The sequence below is a fragment of the Neobacillus cucumis genome (assembly GCF_016908975.1).
Taxonomy (GTDB): domain Bacteria; phylum Bacillota; class Bacilli; order Bacillales; family Cytobacillaceae; genus Neobacillus; species Neobacillus cucumis.
Genome location: NZ_JAFBEX010000045.1, coordinates 1 through 18541 on the forward strand (window position 1 = coordinate 1; position 18541 = coordinate 18541).

15 protein-coding genes are annotated in these 18541 nt (G+C 40.8%); 7 read left to right on the plus strand and 8 right to left on the minus strand.

All coding sequences use genetic code 11. The annotated features are described in order from the left end of the window. Positions 1-184 precede the first annotated feature (184 nt). From JOC76_RS28860 to JOC76_RS28875, 4 genes are all read right to left on the minus strand, one after another. Positions 185-661: a hypothetical protein gene (locus tag JOC76_RS28860; protein ID WP_205182226.1), complete on the minus strand. Its 477-nt coding sequence runs from the start codon at positions 659-661 to the stop codon at positions 185-187. A 14-nt stretch (positions 662-675) separates the two neighbouring features. Further along, positions 676-1896, minus strand: coding sequence for a TerD family protein (locus tag JOC76_RS28865; RefSeq protein WP_205182227.1), 1221 nt, complete (start codon positions 1894-1896; stop codon positions 676-678). A gap of 47 nt (positions 1897-1943) precedes the next feature. Next, positions 1944-3323 carry a VWA domain-containing protein gene (locus JOC76_RS28870; RefSeq protein ID WP_205182228.1) on the minus strand — a complete coding sequence of 460 codons (1380 nt, stop codon included), beginning with the start codon at positions 3321-3323 and terminating at the stop codon, positions 1944-1946. A 327-nt stretch (positions 3324-3650) separates the two neighbouring features. Continuing rightward, positions 3651-3932, minus strand: coding sequence for a hypothetical protein (locus JOC76_RS28875; protein ID WP_205182229.1), 282 nt, complete (start codon positions 3930-3932; stop codon positions 3651-3653). 563 nt (positions 3933-4495) lie between these two features. On the opposite strand from JOC76_RS28875, the gene JOC76_RS28880 reads away from it, so the two are divergent. Continuing rightward, complete coding sequence (locus JOC76_RS28880; protein ID WP_205182230.1) at positions 4496-7525, plus strand: efflux RND transporter permease subunit; 3030 nt, start codon at positions 4496-4498, stop codon at positions 7523-7525. Positions 7526-8069: 544 nt separating this feature from the next. On the opposite strand, the gene JOC76_RS28885 is transcribed toward JOC76_RS28880, so the two are convergent. Next, positions 8070-9515, minus strand: a complete 1446-nt coding sequence (locus JOC76_RS28885; protein ID WP_239558111.1) for a DHA2 family efflux MFS transporter permease subunit — start codon at positions 9513-9515, stop codon at positions 8070-8072. A 267-nt stretch (positions 9516-9782) separates the two neighbouring features. Between JOC76_RS28885 and JOC76_RS28890 the strand changes: the two genes are divergently transcribed. After that, positions 9783-10394 (plus strand): TetR/AcrR family transcriptional regulator, encoded by a 612-nt coding sequence (locus JOC76_RS28890; protein WP_205182232.1) that lies wholly within the window; start codon positions 9783-9785, stop codon positions 10392-10394. A gap of 49 nt (positions 10395-10443) precedes the next feature. Here JOC76_RS28890 and JOC76_RS28895 read toward each other — a convergent pair whose 3' ends face one another. Together JOC76_RS28895 and lipP1 are read right to left on the minus strand one after the other, a co-directional pair. Beyond that, entirely contained in the window at positions 10444-12084 is a 1641-nt protein-coding gene (locus tag JOC76_RS28895) for a flavin-containing monooxygenase (protein WP_205182233.1), read from the minus strand. Positions 12085-12131: 47 nt separating this feature from the next. Beyond that, positions 12132-13082: a LipP1 family hormone-sensitive lipase gene (lipP1, locus tag JOC76_RS28900; RefSeq protein WP_239558113.1), complete on the minus strand. Its 951-nt coding sequence runs from the start codon at positions 13080-13082 to the stop codon at positions 12132-12134. A gap of 138 nt (positions 13083-13220) precedes the next feature. Here lipP1 and JOC76_RS28905 point away from each other — a divergent pair, with 138 nt between their 5' ends. The 4 genes from JOC76_RS28905 (at position 13221) to JOC76_RS28920 (ending at position 16465) form a co-directional block, all read left to right on the plus strand. Continuing rightward, positions 13221-13931, plus strand: a complete 711-nt coding sequence (locus JOC76_RS28905; RefSeq protein WP_205182234.1) for a response regulator transcription factor — start codon at positions 13221-13223, stop codon at positions 13929-13931. A gap of 104 nt (positions 13932-14035) precedes the next feature. Continuing rightward, positions 14036-14689, plus strand: coding sequence for a GntR family transcriptional regulator (locus JOC76_RS28910; protein ID WP_205182235.1), 654 nt, complete (start codon positions 14036-14038; stop codon positions 14687-14689). A gap of 152 nt (positions 14690-14841) precedes the next feature. Beyond that, on the plus strand, positions 14842-15612 hold the full coding sequence (locus JOC76_RS28915) for an SDR family NAD(P)-dependent oxidoreductase (RefSeq protein WP_205182236.1): 771 nt from the start codon (positions 14842-14844) through the stop codon (positions 15610-15612). Positions 15613-15901: 289 nt separating this feature from the next. Then, positions 15902-16465: a hypothetical protein gene (locus JOC76_RS28920; RefSeq protein ID WP_205182237.1), complete on the plus strand. Its 564-nt coding sequence runs from the start codon at positions 15902-15904 to the stop codon at positions 16463-16465. 185 nt (positions 16466-16650) lie between these two features. Here JOC76_RS28920 and JOC76_RS28925 read toward each other — a convergent pair whose 3' ends face one another. Beyond that, entirely contained in the window at positions 16651-17040 is a 390-nt protein-coding gene (locus JOC76_RS28925; RefSeq protein ID WP_205182238.1) for a cupredoxin domain-containing protein, read from the minus strand. Between the two features lie 675 nt (positions 17041-17715). On the opposite strand from JOC76_RS28925, the gene JOC76_RS28930 reads away from it, so the two are divergent. After that, positions 17716-18423, plus strand: a complete 708-nt coding sequence (locus JOC76_RS28930; RefSeq protein WP_205182239.1) for a DNA alkylation repair protein — start codon at positions 17716-17718, stop codon at positions 18421-18423. Positions 18424-18541 lie beyond the last annotated feature (118 nt).

The following is an 18541-nucleotide window of genomic DNA, read 5'->3' on the forward strand; positions in this document are numbered from 1 at the left end:
CCAACGGGGATAAGCATGGAGGAGCCGTATGCGATGACCCGCATGTACGGATCTGTGAGAGGCGCATGAATACTTCATGCGCCTACTCTATTTTACTTTACAATTCCTATTTTCCTGTTTTCATGCAGCATAAGGGGAATGTATTTATCAGCTTATCTGGCTCAAGCCTATTAGTATTTTTGACTTATTTTGCAAGTTTGAAAAATATTTTTAAGATTTGGTCCATTTCAGTAAACTTGGATAATTGTTGACCATGAGTAAGTTCATTTAGGTATCTTAGGTCCTCGTGGGAAAGTTTTCTTTTCAATGTTTCAATGGTATATATTAATTCTTCTCTCTTCCAGACGACGAATTCATAAGAGTGGCTATTCGTATCCACTGTCATCTTTTTCGAAAGTAGAACAGATGTATCCCTTGTCGATAGAATACTAGGCAACATAAGACTAAACGTTCCTTTTACCCGGTTTACAAGGTGGGGCTTGAAAATTAGACGATAATTGGTAACATATAACTTACCGCCAATTGCTTCCTTTTTCTGAAAAAGATGGAAGTCCATTTTTTTTAGACCAAAATCTTTTATATTAATCATCAGATTTGCCTTCCGTTCGAGAAGGATCTCTTCATTATTAAATAATTCTTGTGATTTAATCTTCATCCCCATCGTGGTAGTTCCCCTTACTCGCCAAAATAGTCAATATAGTCTTCTTCATCTTTAAATTCAATCGGGCCAACATCCATTTGGAAGCTCCCGTCGGCGTATAACAATGGAGAGTTCTCTGAATGATCTGCCGAGTATGTTTCTACATGTGAAATTTTCATGTCAGTAGGATTGGTAAAGTCAATTTGTGCTATACAAACCCAGTAAGCATAATCATTTCTCTCTAAAAGAGGTGCTGTGACAACACTGCCCATGTGATTATCTACAACTGCCTTGGCCCGCATCCTATAGAAACTGCCGGTTCCATTACTAAGGGCACTATAAGCAGCAAATAGAACGTATTTTAGTGCTTCTGGACGGTAAATACGTATGGTTTCTTTACCAGCTTCTAAGGAATCCCCATCTAAAACAATATATGGTGCAAGTGTAGCAGAACCTAAATTTCTGTAATAGATTTTTCCAAATTCATTATCTTTTGTTACATAAAAACAGTAAAGATCCAAGTCTTTACTGGAACTCCATTCCAAAGTTGCTGTAACCATTTTTGACTTTTGAATATTAACAGATTGCTTCTTTTTCAATTCTATCTTTTTTGGCTTACTTTGCTGTGTAACAGGTGGTGGTGCAGCTTGCGTTGTTTTTGGAGTTGGTGGTACTGCCTGTTTTTGTTGGACCGGTTTTGCTTCAGTCGCCACCTCAATTCCAAAATCCTTACATAACGCAGCTAAACCACCAAAATAACCGGCTCCTACCGGATTAAACTTCCATTGACCAGCATGTCTATAGATATCGCCGACAATAATAGCTGTTTCATTTGAAAATCCATGGGTTATAGGGAAATGAACGATCTCTGTTCGTGTTTTTTCATCGGTCATTATTAATTCGATTTGTGAAACATCTTTAAAAGATTGTTTCTTTTGTTCACCATTGTGAATGGTGACGGAGAAAACAACCTTTTGTACTGATTGCGGAATCCTTGTAAGGTCAATGAAAAAACTTTGTTTTTCTAAAACTGAAGCCATTTGATTTAACTTAACACTTTGGCAACTAGATGATGGCTGACCATAAAACACAAAATCTGCTTCTTTTGTGATGTTTCCATCGGTACCTACAAGAAATGCTGAAGCGTCAACTTCCATAGAATTAGGAGCATTCCAGTTAAGTCCTACTTGTATTTGTCGTAAAGCTGGGTTTTGTTTTGTAATAGCTGTTTTTTGACCTCTTACAATTGGTGCCAACTAACTGACCTCCTTGTTTATTTTAATTTGTAAGAAAACTGCGATTATTATCTGATATTACTTGTGGCTTTGTTTATTAATCCTTTTGTTGATGCAGACTTTACCCATTCAGGGTATTCTTGCATCAATAAATCGTATAGCTCATTGTCAGGAATGGATTTCGGGTCTTCCACACTGAAGAAATTAGCATTATCTAAGTATCGACCTGATAGATCATCAAGTTTTTCTAAGAATGTGAAATCCGATTGAAATAGTTGAAGGAATCCTCGCTTTTTCGTTCCTTTACTTGATTTTCCAATCGCCATGAATTGCCAGAATAAAGGCTCGTAGGATGAGCCTTGGATATGATTGATGGTTTCTTGTTCATCAAAGGTGGCTCCATCCGTCACAAACATAACATAAACCGGCACATCATTTGAAAAAGGCTTGTTTCGTTTGGAAGCTGTGCCAAAATAATGCTGGCGAATCATTTTCATGGCCTTGCCATAATAAGTGCTTCCTTCTAATGGATAGCGCTTTATTAGTTTATTTACAAATCCATTAAAGTTATCAATTGTTAACTCTCCTGCATCGTGTGCTTTAGCTCCAAACAAGAAAATATCTATGGACCCATCATCATCAAACCTGGTTCCTAGTGCTAATATCCTTTCGGCGAATTCTTGAATTTTTCCAGAACGGTAAAGACTTGACATTGATCCAGATATATCCAAACAAAGAGCCACTTTTGCCGTATGGTTTTGCAAGCCTACTTTTTCTAAAGAGATTTTAGCTTTTTTAGATAGGTCCAATAGTTTGGGTGCGTGTTTCTCCAATTTCTTTTCAAGAAGTATCTTTTTATTGTTAGTAGGAGGCGATGGTACAATAGCGGGATTGGTTATAGGTGGGAGAGGGGAGGTTTGAGTCTGTTCCTCTGTAACTTCGCCACCAAAATGCTTTAATAGTGCTGCGAGGCCACCATCAAAACCCCGGCCAACTGATGATACTCTCCAAAGGTCTTTGAAATATACTTCAGTCAGGATGATTGCTTTTTCATTATTAAAATCGCTTCCATTAAAAGAATATGTCAAGATGGTTTGACCGCTTGCTTTGATATTTAGCCTTCCAGATGAAATAGTTCCCATTGTTCCATTCCCATCGATGGTCGCAGTAAATACAAGACATTGTACAGATGTAGGAAGCATTGATAAATCTATCTGAAATGTACCTTTCCCACTGCTATGGTCTTGTAGTTGAATTTCATGCAATGGAGATTGCAGTTGATTATAGAAGATCATGTAACGGTCATCTATTATTGTTTTGTTAGCGCTTAAACCGAAGCAAGTTATATCTATTTCGAAGTTTGATTTCACTTCAATCTCAACCTGTAATTGAAGAGAAGGGGTAGTATCCATTAATTTGACCTTTTCGCCACGAATTAAAGTTTTCATGATTTCCTCCTTAGCTTATGTATAAAGGATATGATTTTGCCTTGATGGGAAAATGGTAGGATTTCCTTTTTTTACTAGGATGATATATTGCTAGAACAATGTCAAGAAGGTAATGTAATAATTACTTTTATTGTAATCTATTTAGGGAATTTGGAGGAGGGGATGGGATTTGGTTATTAACAGCGTTATAACAATAACAATGTTAAGCAGAAAAACTTAAACGCCCATTACAGCCACACCCAATATAAGAATACATACTCCACTCGCTCCTTTGGATTGTTTGATCCCCAAAAACGACAAAAAAAAAGACGACAGGGTTTGTCGTCACTAGCATTGTCCTTCTAAATCTTTTAATTCTTGTAGGAAGTCTTCTCTTACCCAATAATAGGTTCTTGATTGTTTAAATGCATTCAAACATTCTCTTATTTGATTTTTCTCTTCCATTGAGGTTGTTAAGGTTTCTGTTGATAGATTGTTAGGAACTCTGTTTAGTAATCTTTTTACATTGTTATGTGTTACCGGATCGAGGATAGAAAAAGTAACTTCTAAGGCAATTTCCATGAATGTCTTAAACCTAAGCGGGGTTGGAATGACTATACATGTTTGCATTGAATTCCTCCTTCTACTTCTTTGTTTTTAGCATAACAGGAAGTGGACAAGAAGTATGTTGTTTTATGGTAAAAGAGATTAGTTATTTTGTCGTATTACATGAATCATGGGGACGGTTCTTGTGCTTCCGAATCATGAGAACCGTCCCCGTGATTCCTCTGTTTTTTATTACCCTATTTTTTAAAAAGGCAAACATGTTTGACCCACGGAGAAATTGGCGCCATAGGTAACTAGACAAGGTATTAGCATTTAACTATTTCAGTCACTAACCTGAGTTCCTTTTTTTAAAATAGACTTCTTTTTCGACAGTTCGTTCAAAGGATGATAGAGAGAAATGAAGTGTTGGCGGAGGATTTTACGATTTTAATTAAACGTTTGTTTAATCTCGAAATATGGTGAAATGACAGATATAGTGTAAGTGCAATCAGATGTAAGGTTTTATCCCACTCCCGCAAGTTTTATAAAAAAGTAATTTTTTTGTAAAAATGAGATAAATATCATATACATATTATGGAAAAGAGGGTACAATTTACCTGGTTCATATATTGATAGGGGGGGTCTATATGACTTGGTTTACCAAATGGGCGCTGCGGAACAGAGCGGCATTGGCTTTCGCTGTCATCGCTTCTATGGTTTTTGGTATTTTTAATTATACCACCATACCAATGGAACTGATGCCATCTGCCGACCAGCCGTACGTGACCATATCAGTAGTTGGAAATGGTATCGATGCGGAAAGCATGGATGAACAAGTGACACAGCCAATTGAAAAAGCATTAAACGGCGTCAGAGGAAAACAAAATGTCGTAGCACAAACTGGAAACAATTTTACCCAGATGACAGTCACATTTGAATCTAGTATTGATATAAAAGCAGCCAAGCAGCAAATTGAGGAAAAAATTTCAATGGTCACGCTCCCGAATGGAGTCATGAAGCCATTTGTCGTCAACCTCAACACTTCGGAAATTCCAATTGTAGAATTAGGTCTGACCTTTGATGAAGAAATTGGAAATAAGCAGTTAAACATTGTTGAAAACGAGATTATGCCGATGTTCAAAGACCTAAAAGGTGTTGGCAATGTTATTACAAATGGCGGAGAAAATCAACAGGTGATGATTAAAGTGGATCCTGCTAAATTAGCGGCCGCAAAATTTCCGCTTGAAAAACTCTATACGCTTCTTCAAGGAAAAAATGCTTCTGTTGCAGTGGGCGAACAATCGCTAAACAATGAGGCGACAAGCATTATTGTTACAGGAAAATTGGAATCACTTGATGACCTTAAAAACATTCAATTAAACGGTAATACCAAACTGCAGGATGTTGCTGATATTAGCCTGCAAAAAGATACCCAGAGCATCACCCATTTGAACGGGGAGAATTTTATCGATGTCGTGATACAGAAGGATTCCACCTCTAATGCGGTCACCCTTGGAAAACAGGTGGAAGATGCGGTGAAGAAAATCAATCAAGACTATAAGGGAACACTGCATGCCACTATCTTGCTGAATTTAGCGGATACAGTTCTTGATTCCATCAATTCGATGACAAGAGAAGTATTGACAGGTGCTTTATTTGCGGCACTGATTATCTGGTTATTCCTGCGCAGTTTCCGAATGACTTTGATCACGATTGTAAGTATTCCACTGTCTCTTTGCGTGACGATGATTTTACTATCTTTCTTTGATGTTACCTTAAACATCCTCACGCTCGGAGGAATTGCGGTATCAGTCGGAAGGCTCGTGGATGATAGTATCGTTGTCGTTGAAAATATTTATCGAAGGAAAAAAAATCATGAATTAACGCCTGCCTTTCTGATTGATGCGGTAAAGGAAGTAGGATCAGCCATCACGTCATCGACCCTTACAACCGTGGCCGTATTCCTTCCATTTCTGCTGGTTTCGGGAGGTTTAAGAGATCTTGTTGCCCCGTTCGCCATTACGATCGCTTGTTCCTTACTCTCGTCACTTTTTGTATCGTTAACAGTGGTACCAGTCCTTAGCGGGCGGATGATGAAAAAGGTTAAGATGAAAGAACACAAGCCGAATTCGTTCTACCCATCTGTGTTGAGATGGTCGCTGAATCATAAATGGCTTCCGATCATCGTAGCGATTCTCGTTGTCGTTGGGTCAGTCGGGTTATTTGCGAGCATGCCTAAAGGTTCGATTGATCAGAAGGATTCCGCCTACATATCGATCGGCCTTAGCTATCATAATGGAACGCCATATAACGAAATAAAAGATGGTGTTTCGAAGATGGAATCCCTTCTTTCAGAGGATAAAAGGGTGGAAACCCATATTGCCATAGCAGGAGTGAATGAGGATGCGGCGCAGTATGGCAATTTGCAAGATGCCAACTCAGTTCGAATGGTCGTTTTTCTTAAAAAAGGAGAGGATTCTGCTGCATTTGTGAAAGATATCCGCAAGGAAAAGGACCAGTTTTCAGGTGCGGAGCTGACTGCGGACACAGCTGGATTGTTGGGAACCAATAAAACGACTGTTTCTGTTGATGTATTGGGTAAGAATGATGAAGATATTAAAAATGCCGCTGATCAAGTGAAGAAAGAAATGAGCGGCATTGATGGTGTTGAAAAAGTAGAAAGTAATGATCAAAATACCAAACCAACTGTTTCGATTGAGGTGGATTCGAAGGTAGCAAATGCACAGGAAATCGCCCAGTCTGTTCATGCGATGATTCAGCCTGCTGTGATTGGGAGCATGAAGATTGAGGGAAGGACCACTACTGTCCAATTGGGAGCTTTAAAAGAGGTTCAAACAGTGGACGATGTAAAAAATCTTCAGCTCATGACTCCAAATGGACCTGTTGCTCTATCGAGCATTGCTAAGGTGGAAGAAAGCCAGAAGCAAGGGACCATTTTTACAAAAGACGGGCATCATTATCTGCAGGTAACCGCGCAGGTCGATCCTGATAAAATGGTGAACGTAGCGGGCGAGATTCAGAAACAACTTGTATCTTGGAATAAAAATTTCGCTAAAGGTACAAGTGCTGAGCTCACTGGTTCTTCGATGCAGTCATCGGATCAATTGGGGGATCTGGCTCGATTGGCGATGTTCTCGATTGGGATTGTGTTTATGATTTTGCTCGTTACGTTAAAGTCGTTCCGTGCGAGCATTGCGATTTTGATTTCATTGCCGCTTGCGGCGATTGGATCTTTATTAGGACTGGTAATTACTCATTCTAGTATTAATATTTCTTCGGGTATCGGGATGTTAATGCTTGTTGGAATTGTGGTAACGAATGCGATTGTTCTGGTTGACCGAATTCGTCATAATGAGGAAAGGATGAGTATACGCGAGGCGATTATGGAAGCGGGAGTCGTCCGGCTCCGCCCGATCCTTATGACTGCATTGGCGACGGTGTTCGCCATGCTGCCGCTTCTGTTTGCCCATGAATCGGGCATGAGTATGAATCTTGTTTCTAAGGGACTTGCGGTTGTGGTTATTTTCGGACTTATCGTGTCGACACTTCTGACGCTGATTGTGATTCCGACATTCTATGAATTATTCCATTTCCGGAAAGTCAAAAAACAAAGGCTGCAAGCTAACCAAGAAGTAACAGGGACGCTAAATCAATAAGAGCCAAATTAAAGAATAAAGGATTACACATTTAGGATGTGTGGTCCTTTTTTGGTTGGGGGGAATCAAGGGGGAATCATAGGGACGGTTCTCGTGCTTCCGAATCAAGAGAACCGTCCCTATGATTCCTGAGAAGCAGGAGAACCGTCCCCCTGATTTTCCCCCTGATTTTCTTTCTGGTTACTTTGAGTGTCCTCGTTATTTTGGTTGTTGTCACTTTGATCTAGGGAGAGCTTGATTAGTTTATAAATAATATATAGTCCGAATATGGATGGTAAAGACACACCAAATAGTAGGAACCAGTTTGTGTTAATTACATGTAGATAAAACCAATCGATCAATCAGGGCTCACCAGTCTCTCTCTTTTTTTCTTAGTATACCCCCGAAATGATCCTTATTCTCTTATTTTATTTTTGCTACTATTTTACTCTTAATATGTCGCTCTGAAAGAATCAAGGGGACGGTTCTCGCGCTTCCAAAGAACGGAATCAGGGGGACGGTTCTCATGATTCGGAATCAAAAGAACCGTCCCCCTGATTTGCTGTTAGTTTGTTTCCAGTTTGTTTTTTACTTTGATAGTGGTAGGTTCTGTTTCGGTTGCTTGTTTTACTTTTTTGATAAAGAGGGAAAGTAGTAATCCGATGATGCCGATCCCGACAATGACGAGATAGGCGTCATTAATGCCCTGGATGGTGGCTTCTTTAATTAGCTGCGCTTGATTCAAGCCTTTTGCGGCTGCAGTTGGAATCATATCCTGCAGATGCGTTTTTGTTCGGTCCGACATTACAGTAACGAGTAGTGAAGTACCGACCGCACCGGCTACTTGACGGATGGTATTGCTTATTGCAGTTCCATGCGCATTTAAACTCTGTGGCAGTTGATTCAAACCAGCAGTCTGTAAAGGCATCATCATCAAAGCCATTCCAATTCGGCGCCCCGTTGACATAAGAACTAAATAGAGAAAACTAGTAGAGTCCGTCAAATCTGTAAAGCCCAATGTTGTCACGATGGTAATGATCATTCCAATAATAGTTAACCATTTGGCGCCAAATCGGTCAAACAGCTTACCGGTCACTGGCATAAGAAAGCCCATTATTAGCGCGCCCGGTAGAAGAAGAAGGCCGGACTCAATCGCTGTGTAACCACGGACATTTTGAAGATAAAGCGGTAGCAGCATCATATCGGCATACATCACCATGGTTACCGCAATATTGATGATGGTCGTTAAGGAGAACATATTGTACTTGAATGCACGCAAGTCAAGCAATGGCTTTTGCGATTTGAGCGCCTTCCATGCAAAGAGTGCAAGGGCCAAGATTCCTACCGCAATCGTACTTAGTACTTCCTTGTCTGACCACCCAAGGCTACCAGCTCGGCTGAAGCCATAAAGCAAGGATCCGAAACCAATGGTAGAAAGGATCACACTTAGGAAATCAAGCTTTGTCTTGATACGATCGGATACATTGCGGAGATAAATAAAGCCAAGAACAATGACAATGATAGTAAATGGTATCATTCCGTAAAACATCGTTTCCCATTTGTAGTTTTCAATAATGTAACCCGCAATAGTAGGTCCAATCGCAGGGGCGAAAATGATCGCTAGCCCGACCATCCCCATGGCAGCTCCTCTTTTTTCAGGAGGGAAGATGGTCAAAATGACATTTGTTAAGAGTGGCATAATGATTCCTGCACCAGCGGCCTGAATCATGCGTCCCGTTAACAATAAAGGAAATCCGGTTGCAACGGCTGAAACGATAGTTCCGCCTAGAAAAATAAACATGGATGCTTGAAAAAGCTCACGAGTCGTAAACCGCTGCATTAAGTAAGCGGTTATGGGAATCAAAACTCCATTTACAAGCATGTAACCTGTTGTTAACCACTGTGCGGTTGCAGCTGTAATTTTAAATTCAACCATTAGTTCAGGAGTCGCGACGCTCATGAGTGTTTGGTTTAAGGTTGCAAGGAAAGCGCCTAAAATCATGATGAACATAATAGGCCCTTTCTTTATTGAAATTGTGTCAGACTTAGGAATATTACTCAATTCTCTCCAATCCCTTCTCATTCGAATGTAGACTTTTTTTACAAAGTGTTTAATAATTAACACTGTATAAATTACAGTAGAAATCAGGTTCTGGCAATCGTCAATTTTTTATAAAGTGTAAATTAGTTATCACTTTTTTACATTTTGTCGTAAAAGTTGAAGATGATAGACAGAAACTAGATAATTGTAAATTACTGATGGAAAGGTGTAGTTGGGATGGAGAATTCAAAGTCACGAGTAGATCCTCGGATCCTTCGGACGCGCCAATTAATCAAGGATGCATTAATCGATCTGCTGCAGGAGATGGACTTAAATAAAATAACGGTGAATCGGATTGCGGAACGGGCAACCATTAACCGTGTGACGTTTTATTTGCACTATCATGATATACAAGACATGCTCGAAAAAATGGCGCAGGAAATGGCCGAGGATATTGAGGGGATTATTAAAAGGGAGATAACGAGTCAAGATTCCGCTGAAGAAATTAGATGGTTGAATCTTATCGCCTTGCTTGAGTATATAGCCGAGAATGCTAAATTCTATAAGGTCGTTCTTGGTTCCAGACGAACGCCTATCTTTACAGAGCGTTTGTTAACGATTCTTTCGAGAACCATCACTGAGAGAACGGAGAATAACCCCTTTCTCGTTATGCAAGGTATCCAAAGCGATATTTCCATTTGGTATAGTTCCTCAGCACTAATCGGTACCATCACCGCTTGGTTACGAAAGGATATGCCCTATACTCCGCAATACCTTGCCATGCAATTGTCCAAGCTTTTTCAATTAAAATGGAATCAAAGGGACGGTTCTCGTGCTTCCGAATCATGAGAACCGTCCCCGTGATTCTGAAGCAGAGAACCGTCCCCATGCTTCCCCGTTAAACTACTGTGTTTACGATGGTGGTGAGTGTGAATCCTTCGTAGCCTTTGGCTGCGATTTCTGTGCATCGGTCGCGGTAGGGGCCATAGCCGCCGACGTAGATTTGGAATCCGCGTGCTTTTCCTTCGATGTTGGCGCCGGTGTACCAGGACTCTGTTTTGGTATAGAGGGTGGTGTCGGCTAATTCGCGGCAATGCTTGCTCCAGGCTCTTTCAGCATCCTCTTTGGCCTCGATGGAAACCATATCATGCTTGCGAAGATACTCGATACAATCCATGACCCATTCCACGTGCTGTTCAATCGCTACCGGCATGTTGCCCAGTACAGATGGACTTTCTGGACCTGTAATCATGAACATATTCGGGAATCCAGCGGTTGAAATGCCTAAATAGGTACTCGTCGCTGAACCATTTTCCCATTTGTCTTTAAGGGAAACGTCATCTCTGCCGCGGATATCCATTTTAAAGAGGGAGCCTGTCATCCCGTCATAACCGGTGGCAAAAACAATCACATCCAATTCATACTCCGCATCGGCTGTTCGAATTCCGTTAGCCGTAATTTCTTGAATCGGAGCTTTTTTCACATCGACCAAATCGACATTTGGACGGTTATAGGTTTCATAATAGTCTGTATCAATAATCGCCCGTTTGGTGCCATAATAATAAAATGGTGTAAGCTTTTCAGCCGTTTTCGTGTCTTGAACGATTTCGTGTATCTTCGAGCGGATAAACGATGAAATGGTTTCGTTTGCTTCCTCACTTGCAAGGAGGTCAGCATAAGAGAACAAGATGGCAGGACCGCCTTCCTTCCAAGCTTCTTCAAATACCTGCTGCCGGACTTCTGGTGAATCTTCTAGTGCGGAACGATCGCTTGGCGGGGTAGGCAGGCCGGCTAAGGAGGCACGTATTGTTTTCTTTATTTCATGAAAGTTTTCTTTTGCTTGATGGATATATTCCTTCGTGTACGGATGGTTCCTAGCTGGAACCGTATACTGAGGTGTTCGTTGGAAAACGGTAAGGTGGGCTGCCTCTTTCGCGATGACTGGAATCGCCTGAACACCACTTGAGCCCGTACCGATAATTCCAACTCGCTTTCCAGTGAAATCCACTTTTTCATGCGGCCAGTGTCCGGTATGGTACCAATCGCCTTTAAAGTTGTTTAAGCCTTTCATATTTGGGATATTGGCAGTGGAAATACAGCCAACCCCGGTGATGAAATAGGTAGCGGAAATGCTCTCGCCATCTTCTGTTCGGATGTTCCATCGATTGGATGATTCATCGTAGCGGGCCGATTGGATCCGGGTATTAAATTGAATGTCCCGGCGAAGGTCGAATTTATCGGCTACGAAGTTCAAATACTTAAGGATTTCAGGCTGTTCAGGGTATCGTGAAGTCCACGACCATTCTTTGTACAATTCTTCAGAGAAGGTATAGTTATAATAAATGCTTTCAGAGTCACAGCGAGCTCCTGGATAGCGATTCCAATACCATACGCCTCCCACACCGCCTGCTGCCTCATAGACACGGGTAGACAGCCCCGCCTCACGCAAGCGGTAAAGCATATACAATCCTGAAAAACCGGCTCCGATGACTACCGCATCGAGAGTGGTTACTTGATTTTCCTTTTTAGTAGATGGCATTTCGATTCCCCCTATCAAATTCAATCCATATCGTAAACCTTTCTATCTTAACGGTTGGCTTGGGTCACTTTAGTGGATGTGTTTATAAATTGGGCGATTTTTGAAATGTTACTTTTAATCTGTTCCGGGAACACGGCCATATTGGTAAAGTATCCGTGAATGACTCCTGGCTCTGTAAAAGCTTGTACTTGTACTCCCGCATCCTTTAAGCGGTTTGCATACGCGATCCCTTCATCGCGGAGGACGTCACATTCGGCGGTTACGACAAAAGCTGGAGGGAGGTTCTTGAGGTTATTGGCTAGAAGTGGCGCTGCATAGATATTTTTTGTATCGAATTGGTTTTGGATATAATAGTCGCCAAACCAGATCATCAGGTCACGGTCAAGCCCATAGCCCTCGGCAAATTCTTTATAAGAGCGGCTATCATAAGCCAAATCTGTAACAGGATAGATTAACACTTGTGCGGAAATGTTTGGACCGTTTTGATCCCGGGCGATCATGGAAACAACAGCGGATATATTACCACCTGCACTATCGCCGCCAACCACAATATCGGAAGCGTTTGCATTTAGAGATGCAGCATTTTCGCTAACCCACTTTAAGGCATCATATGAATCTTGTACAGGAATCGGAAACTTATATTCAGGCGCAAGCCGGTAATCGACAGAAACCACCACTCTTTCTGTTCGGTTCGCGATCATTCGGCAGCTTGCATCAGCCGTTTCAAGGTCACCAATGACCCAGCCGCCCCCATGATAGTAGACAAAGAGAGGGAATGGTCCTTCACCTTCAGGAGTATAGATTCTGACTTTAATTTCAGCACCGTCACTTACAGGGATCAGCCTGTCCTCCACTTTCGCAAGTGGTGCCAGCTCTACTTCAACAGGAGGTATCATGGCAAATAAATCTCTTACTTCCTGCGCTTTTAATGTTTGAAGCAGCGGCATTTGATAAAATGCTTCTAAATAGGCTTTTGCTTGTGGAATTAATTGAGTCAAAACGATCTCCCTCTTTTCTATCCATTTTTTGATAGTTAGAAAAAATAGTATTCAAACCATCTAGGAAAATAATATAATTAATTTTATAATATGAATATTCCTAATTTTGAATATATTGTTCCCTAAAAAGGAGGTAGTATGGTCTTAACTAGTTTTACGTTACAAGAGCGAGTTCGAAACCTAGAATCACTTTCGAATCAGAAAGAGAAATTGTTTGAAATGCTGAAAGTGTATTTGGAACTTTTTCCTGTCTCGGATGCCTTTTTGTTTAGGTATTCCCCGTTAGAACATCTTGGTGAAGGCATTATTGCTTTATCATCATCTGGCTTAGTCCATATTGGCGATATTCGTGATGACATCCAGACCATCCCCCTCATTTACGCAGCTATCCGTGATAGAAAAGCGAAATTTAGTACAGGAATTGAATACTTTTTAAAACATTCATCCTGCAAATTTTCAGGCAGGTTTCCGATTAATTCCTCAGCCGTTGTACCACTTTGTTTTGGAAGCGTTGTCATTGGCTATATTTGTACGACACAATTTGAAAAAGGTACCATCATGATGGACGATCAAATGCTGTCTTCGTTAACCTTATTTGGCAAACTAGCAGGGAAGGTGCTCGATGATTCTACCATTGTGGAAGGTTCCACCTCCCTGATCAGTAAAAGAGAACTAGAAGTCATGAAACGAATTGCCCGTGGTGAAAGTACCAAGGAAATGGCCTCTTATATGGGAATCGGCGAAGTAACCGTAAAACAATATGTAAAATCCGCCATCAATAAACTCGGTGCCCAGAACCGGGCCCATGCCGTAGCAGAATTATTCCGAAGAGGGATTATTAAACTATAGATGAAATCACGGGGACGGTTCTCTTGATTCCGAATCAATAGAACCGTCCCCATGATTCTATGATAAAATGATAAGGAAATTGTAATTTCTATGGAGTGAAGGAATTGATTAGGAGTACTTTTCCGTATATGGATAATGGGAATCGGTTTGGTGAGTCGTTGCCGGAACAGATTGCCAAGCATATTTTGACAAAAATTATGAAGGGTGACTTAGTGCCAGGAGATAAAATCGTTGAGGACGCTGTTGCCACAGAGCTGCAGACTAGTCGTGCACCGGTTCGTGAGGCCTTGTATTTATTACAAGTGGATAATATCGTGGAGAGAATACCAAGAAAGGGGACTGTTGTTAAGTCGCTTACTAGCCTTGAAATTAGAGAGTACACAGAGGTTATGATTGGACTGATACAGATGGCTCTTGATTTTTCTAAGGATAAGTGGACCGCGGAAAGAATCGAAAATTTAACGTTGAAGCTAGAGAGCATGACCGAGATGTTTGCTGTGAATGAACTGCTCGGTTATCAGCAGAAAGCTACTCTATTAACAAATTATCTCTTCGAAGTAGCTGAAAACAAGGCTTTATCTAAATTTTATAGAGAATCCGTTTATATTCTTAACGTGTTTGCTCAAGTTAAATGGACCATAGAAACGATGAACTTCTATCATCACAAAATGCAGAAGTTAATTCATTGGATTAAAGAAAATGATATAGAGAAAGCCAAGGAAATAATCCCCGATTTATTGTTAGAGACATTAGACTGAGGGTGAAATTTTAGGGGAATCATGGGGACGGTTCTCGTGATTCGGAACCGCAAGAACCGTCCCCATGATTCCCTCCTTAAGCAAAATTGTCGACAATCTACAATGTGCGCGTTATCATGGGGTAGTCATTTATTACAAAGGGGATGGGACATATGAGTTTTTCTGATAAAGTGGTTTTGATTACTGGGGCTGCAGGGGGGATTGGAATTGCTGCTGCAAAGGCTTTTGCTAAAGAAGGGGCTAAACTAGCACTTGTTGACTTATCCAAAGAAGCGTTAGAAAAAGCAGCAGGTTCGATTGAAGCAAAAGAAATTCTCTTACTTTCTGCTGATGTTTCTAAGGAAGAAGAGGTTAAGCGGTATGTGGAGGAAACCAAAAATGCATACGGTAAGATTGATGTTTTTATTAATAATGCTGGCATTAATGGTAAATTTGCTAATTTAGATGAACAAACAGTAAATAACTTTCAAGCGGTCTTTGGGGTAAATGTTTTGGGCGCCTTTTTGGGCTTAAAGTATGTACTGCCAGTTATGAAGGAACAAAGAAGCGGGGCTGTTGTCAACACTGCATCCAATGGTGGTTTGCTTGGTGCTCCTGGTATGGGTCTATATGTTGCCTCTAAACATGCGGTTCTTGGCTTAAATAAAACTGCTGCATTAGAAGTCGCTGATTATGGTGTTAGAGTGAACGCGGTTTGTCCTTCAGGAGTTGACACTCAAATGATGAAGTCTATCGAAACCAATGCTATGCCGGGTCAGGAAAATCAAGCACGTACCTTGTTCGAAAACAGTGTACCAATGAAGCGTTACGCTACTCCAGAAGAAATTGCGGATCTGATGGTTTTCTTATCTTCTGATAAGGCATCGTTTATCTCAGGATCTTATTATCGAATTGACGGTGGACAAGGCGCTACATCGGTATAAATGGAGAAAAATCACGGGGACGGTTCTCGTGATTCCAAAGAAGCGGAAGCAGGGGGACGGTTCTCATGATTCCCATTGAAAGAGAGGCCGGGTTCTGACGAATCCGGCCTCTCAATTGTTTTTTTTTTGTATTTCGCAAATGAGTATGAAAATAAGGTGCTTGGATAATTTAATGATAGCAGGTGATAAAAATCGGCAATAGTTTAGCAAAAGAATTAAAGTGAAAAGAAGCAGCTGCCTATTATTATGATAAAGGTGGCTTTTCACCGTATAGGCAGGAGGTACTTGCATGTCAGGTGTAGAGTATTGGCAAGAAATAAACAAGGCGAGTGAAAAGGTTACATCGTTAATGTATTCTTTTTGGCGTATGTATTCTGACTGGGGAAACTGGCAGTTCTGGGTCCTACTACTTTTCTTGCTTGCTCCATTGATTGTGCTCTTGTTGAAGCTTGACCGAAAGAGAACCTTAGAAATTCTTTTCTTTGGATATACAGTACATATGTTATGGACATATACAGATCTAGCACTTATAAGACAAGGTTTTATCGACCATTACTACTTCCTAATGCCAATCTTACCACAGGGTTTAGGAATAACAGCATCCCTTATTCCTGTCTCCTTCATGCTTCTATATCAATATTGCATTAAACATGAACATAATTTTTTTGTCTGGACTGCTGGTCTCAGCGCTGTACTTGCTTTTGGTTTTGCCCCCATTGAGAAGGTGGTAGGGTTCGTTACAATAGGAAAGGGACTTACGATCGTTCATATTTTTTTTATCGATATAACCATCTCGGTGGTTGCATATGGAATGACGAATTTTTTTGTAAAGTTTTATATGGCAAGAAAATAGGCTTGGGACCCCAAAAGCTTATTTTCTTAGCATACATATGATATGCGCTTCACAAACAATAGCATCGTCAAGGGAATTATTTAGGTAACGTTGCCATTATGCTTATAATAACTGGAGAATCTTCTTCGAGCTCGAGTTCAGGAAAGTACAAAAAGAAACAAGCAAGGCCAAATTGACCTTGCTTGTTATTTGACTATTACTTTTCCAACCATTCCTTCCTGAGAATGGTATCGGCATATGAGATCATATGTACCGGGATTTACTGGTCTTACGGTAACGGTCGTTTCTTTTCCTGGCTGAACTTCGGCGTCAATTCCGAGCTTTTCCACTGTGAAGGTGTGCTCTTTCTTACCTTGGTTTTTCAATATCAACGTTGTGGCTTTTCCATTCGGAATCGTGATGACTTTCGGATCAAAGAAATCATCGTTCAACTTGACCTCAATCGAACTAGCTGACTCAATAGGTTGTGTTACTTCGACGGATTTGGCCGATACACTGAGTGTGTCTTGGGTTGTCATAACCACAATCAGTGCAAGCAGGCAGGCCAATCCAGTTAACCACTTTTTCATAGACATTCGTATCCCTCCTTTCCTAAGAGTATTTTTTTCTAATTCAAAAATATTATTACTATAATATAAAATATCTCTTGACTGGAAGCAGGGGGACGGTTCTCATGATTCCTTTAAAAGAGAGGCTGGCGTTTGACGAATCCGACCTCTCAATATGATAAATAGAAATAGTGTCCTAATGCATATAAGGATGCCAATAGGAAATTGCAGACAAAAACTTTCAACAAATTCATAGATTGATGAAACCCTTGTCCATCTCTTGCATAAGATATAGTAGACGGGAAGGAAGCACCTTCGGTCAAATTGACTGACTAAGCGATAGTCAGTCCTTTTTTATGCAACTTAACCTCTCGATTATCACCATATTTAATATATTCGGTTTGTTATTTGCAAATCCAGCTTAAGCTAACCTTAGAGAATTTTCCGGGAAATTGTCTTTTTTTCTGTGGGTTGTACGGATGTAACTCGACAATTTTTTTGCTAGATTAGAGGGGAATATCACGAATGGCAAGTGTTTAGGCATTTTTAATTAAACGTTTGATTAGTTAAGCCTAAATTGAAAAGAGTCGAAACCATATCGTTTCTCGAAGAAACTGAAAGGGATCCGATAGAAGCCAAGCTAGAAGAAAACATCTCTAATAAATGGTAAAATAGGGAAAAGTCCTTTTGGGGAGGAATTATATGACGGTTGAGGAGATTATGCAAAAACTTCAAGAGATGGGTTCCGAGCAAACCAAGAAAACGTTTATGAAGCACGGGGCGAGTGGCAGCCTGTTTGGAGTAAAAGTAGGAGATTTAAAAAAGCTCGTCAAATATGTAAAAAAAGAACAGGAGTTAGCTTTAGCCTTATATGAAACAGGCAATTCGGATGCCATGTATTTAGCTGGACTATCTGTGAATCCCAAATTGATGACAAAGGAAACTCTGCAAAGTTGGGTGGAAAAAGCCAATTGGTATCTGCTTGCGGAATATACCGTGGCAAGTGTGACGGCTGAAAGTCTTTATGCTCTGGAATTGGCACGGGAATGGATGGAATCAGAGGAAGAAATGATAGCCGTTGCTGGCTGGAGTACGTATGCCAACTATTTATCCATTACACCCGATGAAAAGCTCGATTTAGAGGAAATCCGCACTTGGCTTATGAGGGCCGAAACTACGATTCATCAAGAAAAAAATCGGGTGCGTTATGTCATGAACGGCTTTGTCATTAGTGTAGGAGCCTACGTTACAGCCTTACATGAGGAAGCGATTCAGGTTGCCGAAACCATCGGCAAAGTCCATGTCAATATGGGCAAAACAGCCTGTAAAGTTCCTCTCGCTGTTCCCTATATCAAAAAAATAGAAGAACGCAATAAAATCGGTGTCAAACGAAAAACTTGTATCTGCTAATGGAAGCACGGGGACGGTTCTCGTGCTTCTTTGTGCGCTTGGCAGCGCTTCGCTCTAAAGGGTGTAAGTCCCTAACATGCCGTTGTGGCGGAAATGTAAAGCTGACAGGTAGTGCGAG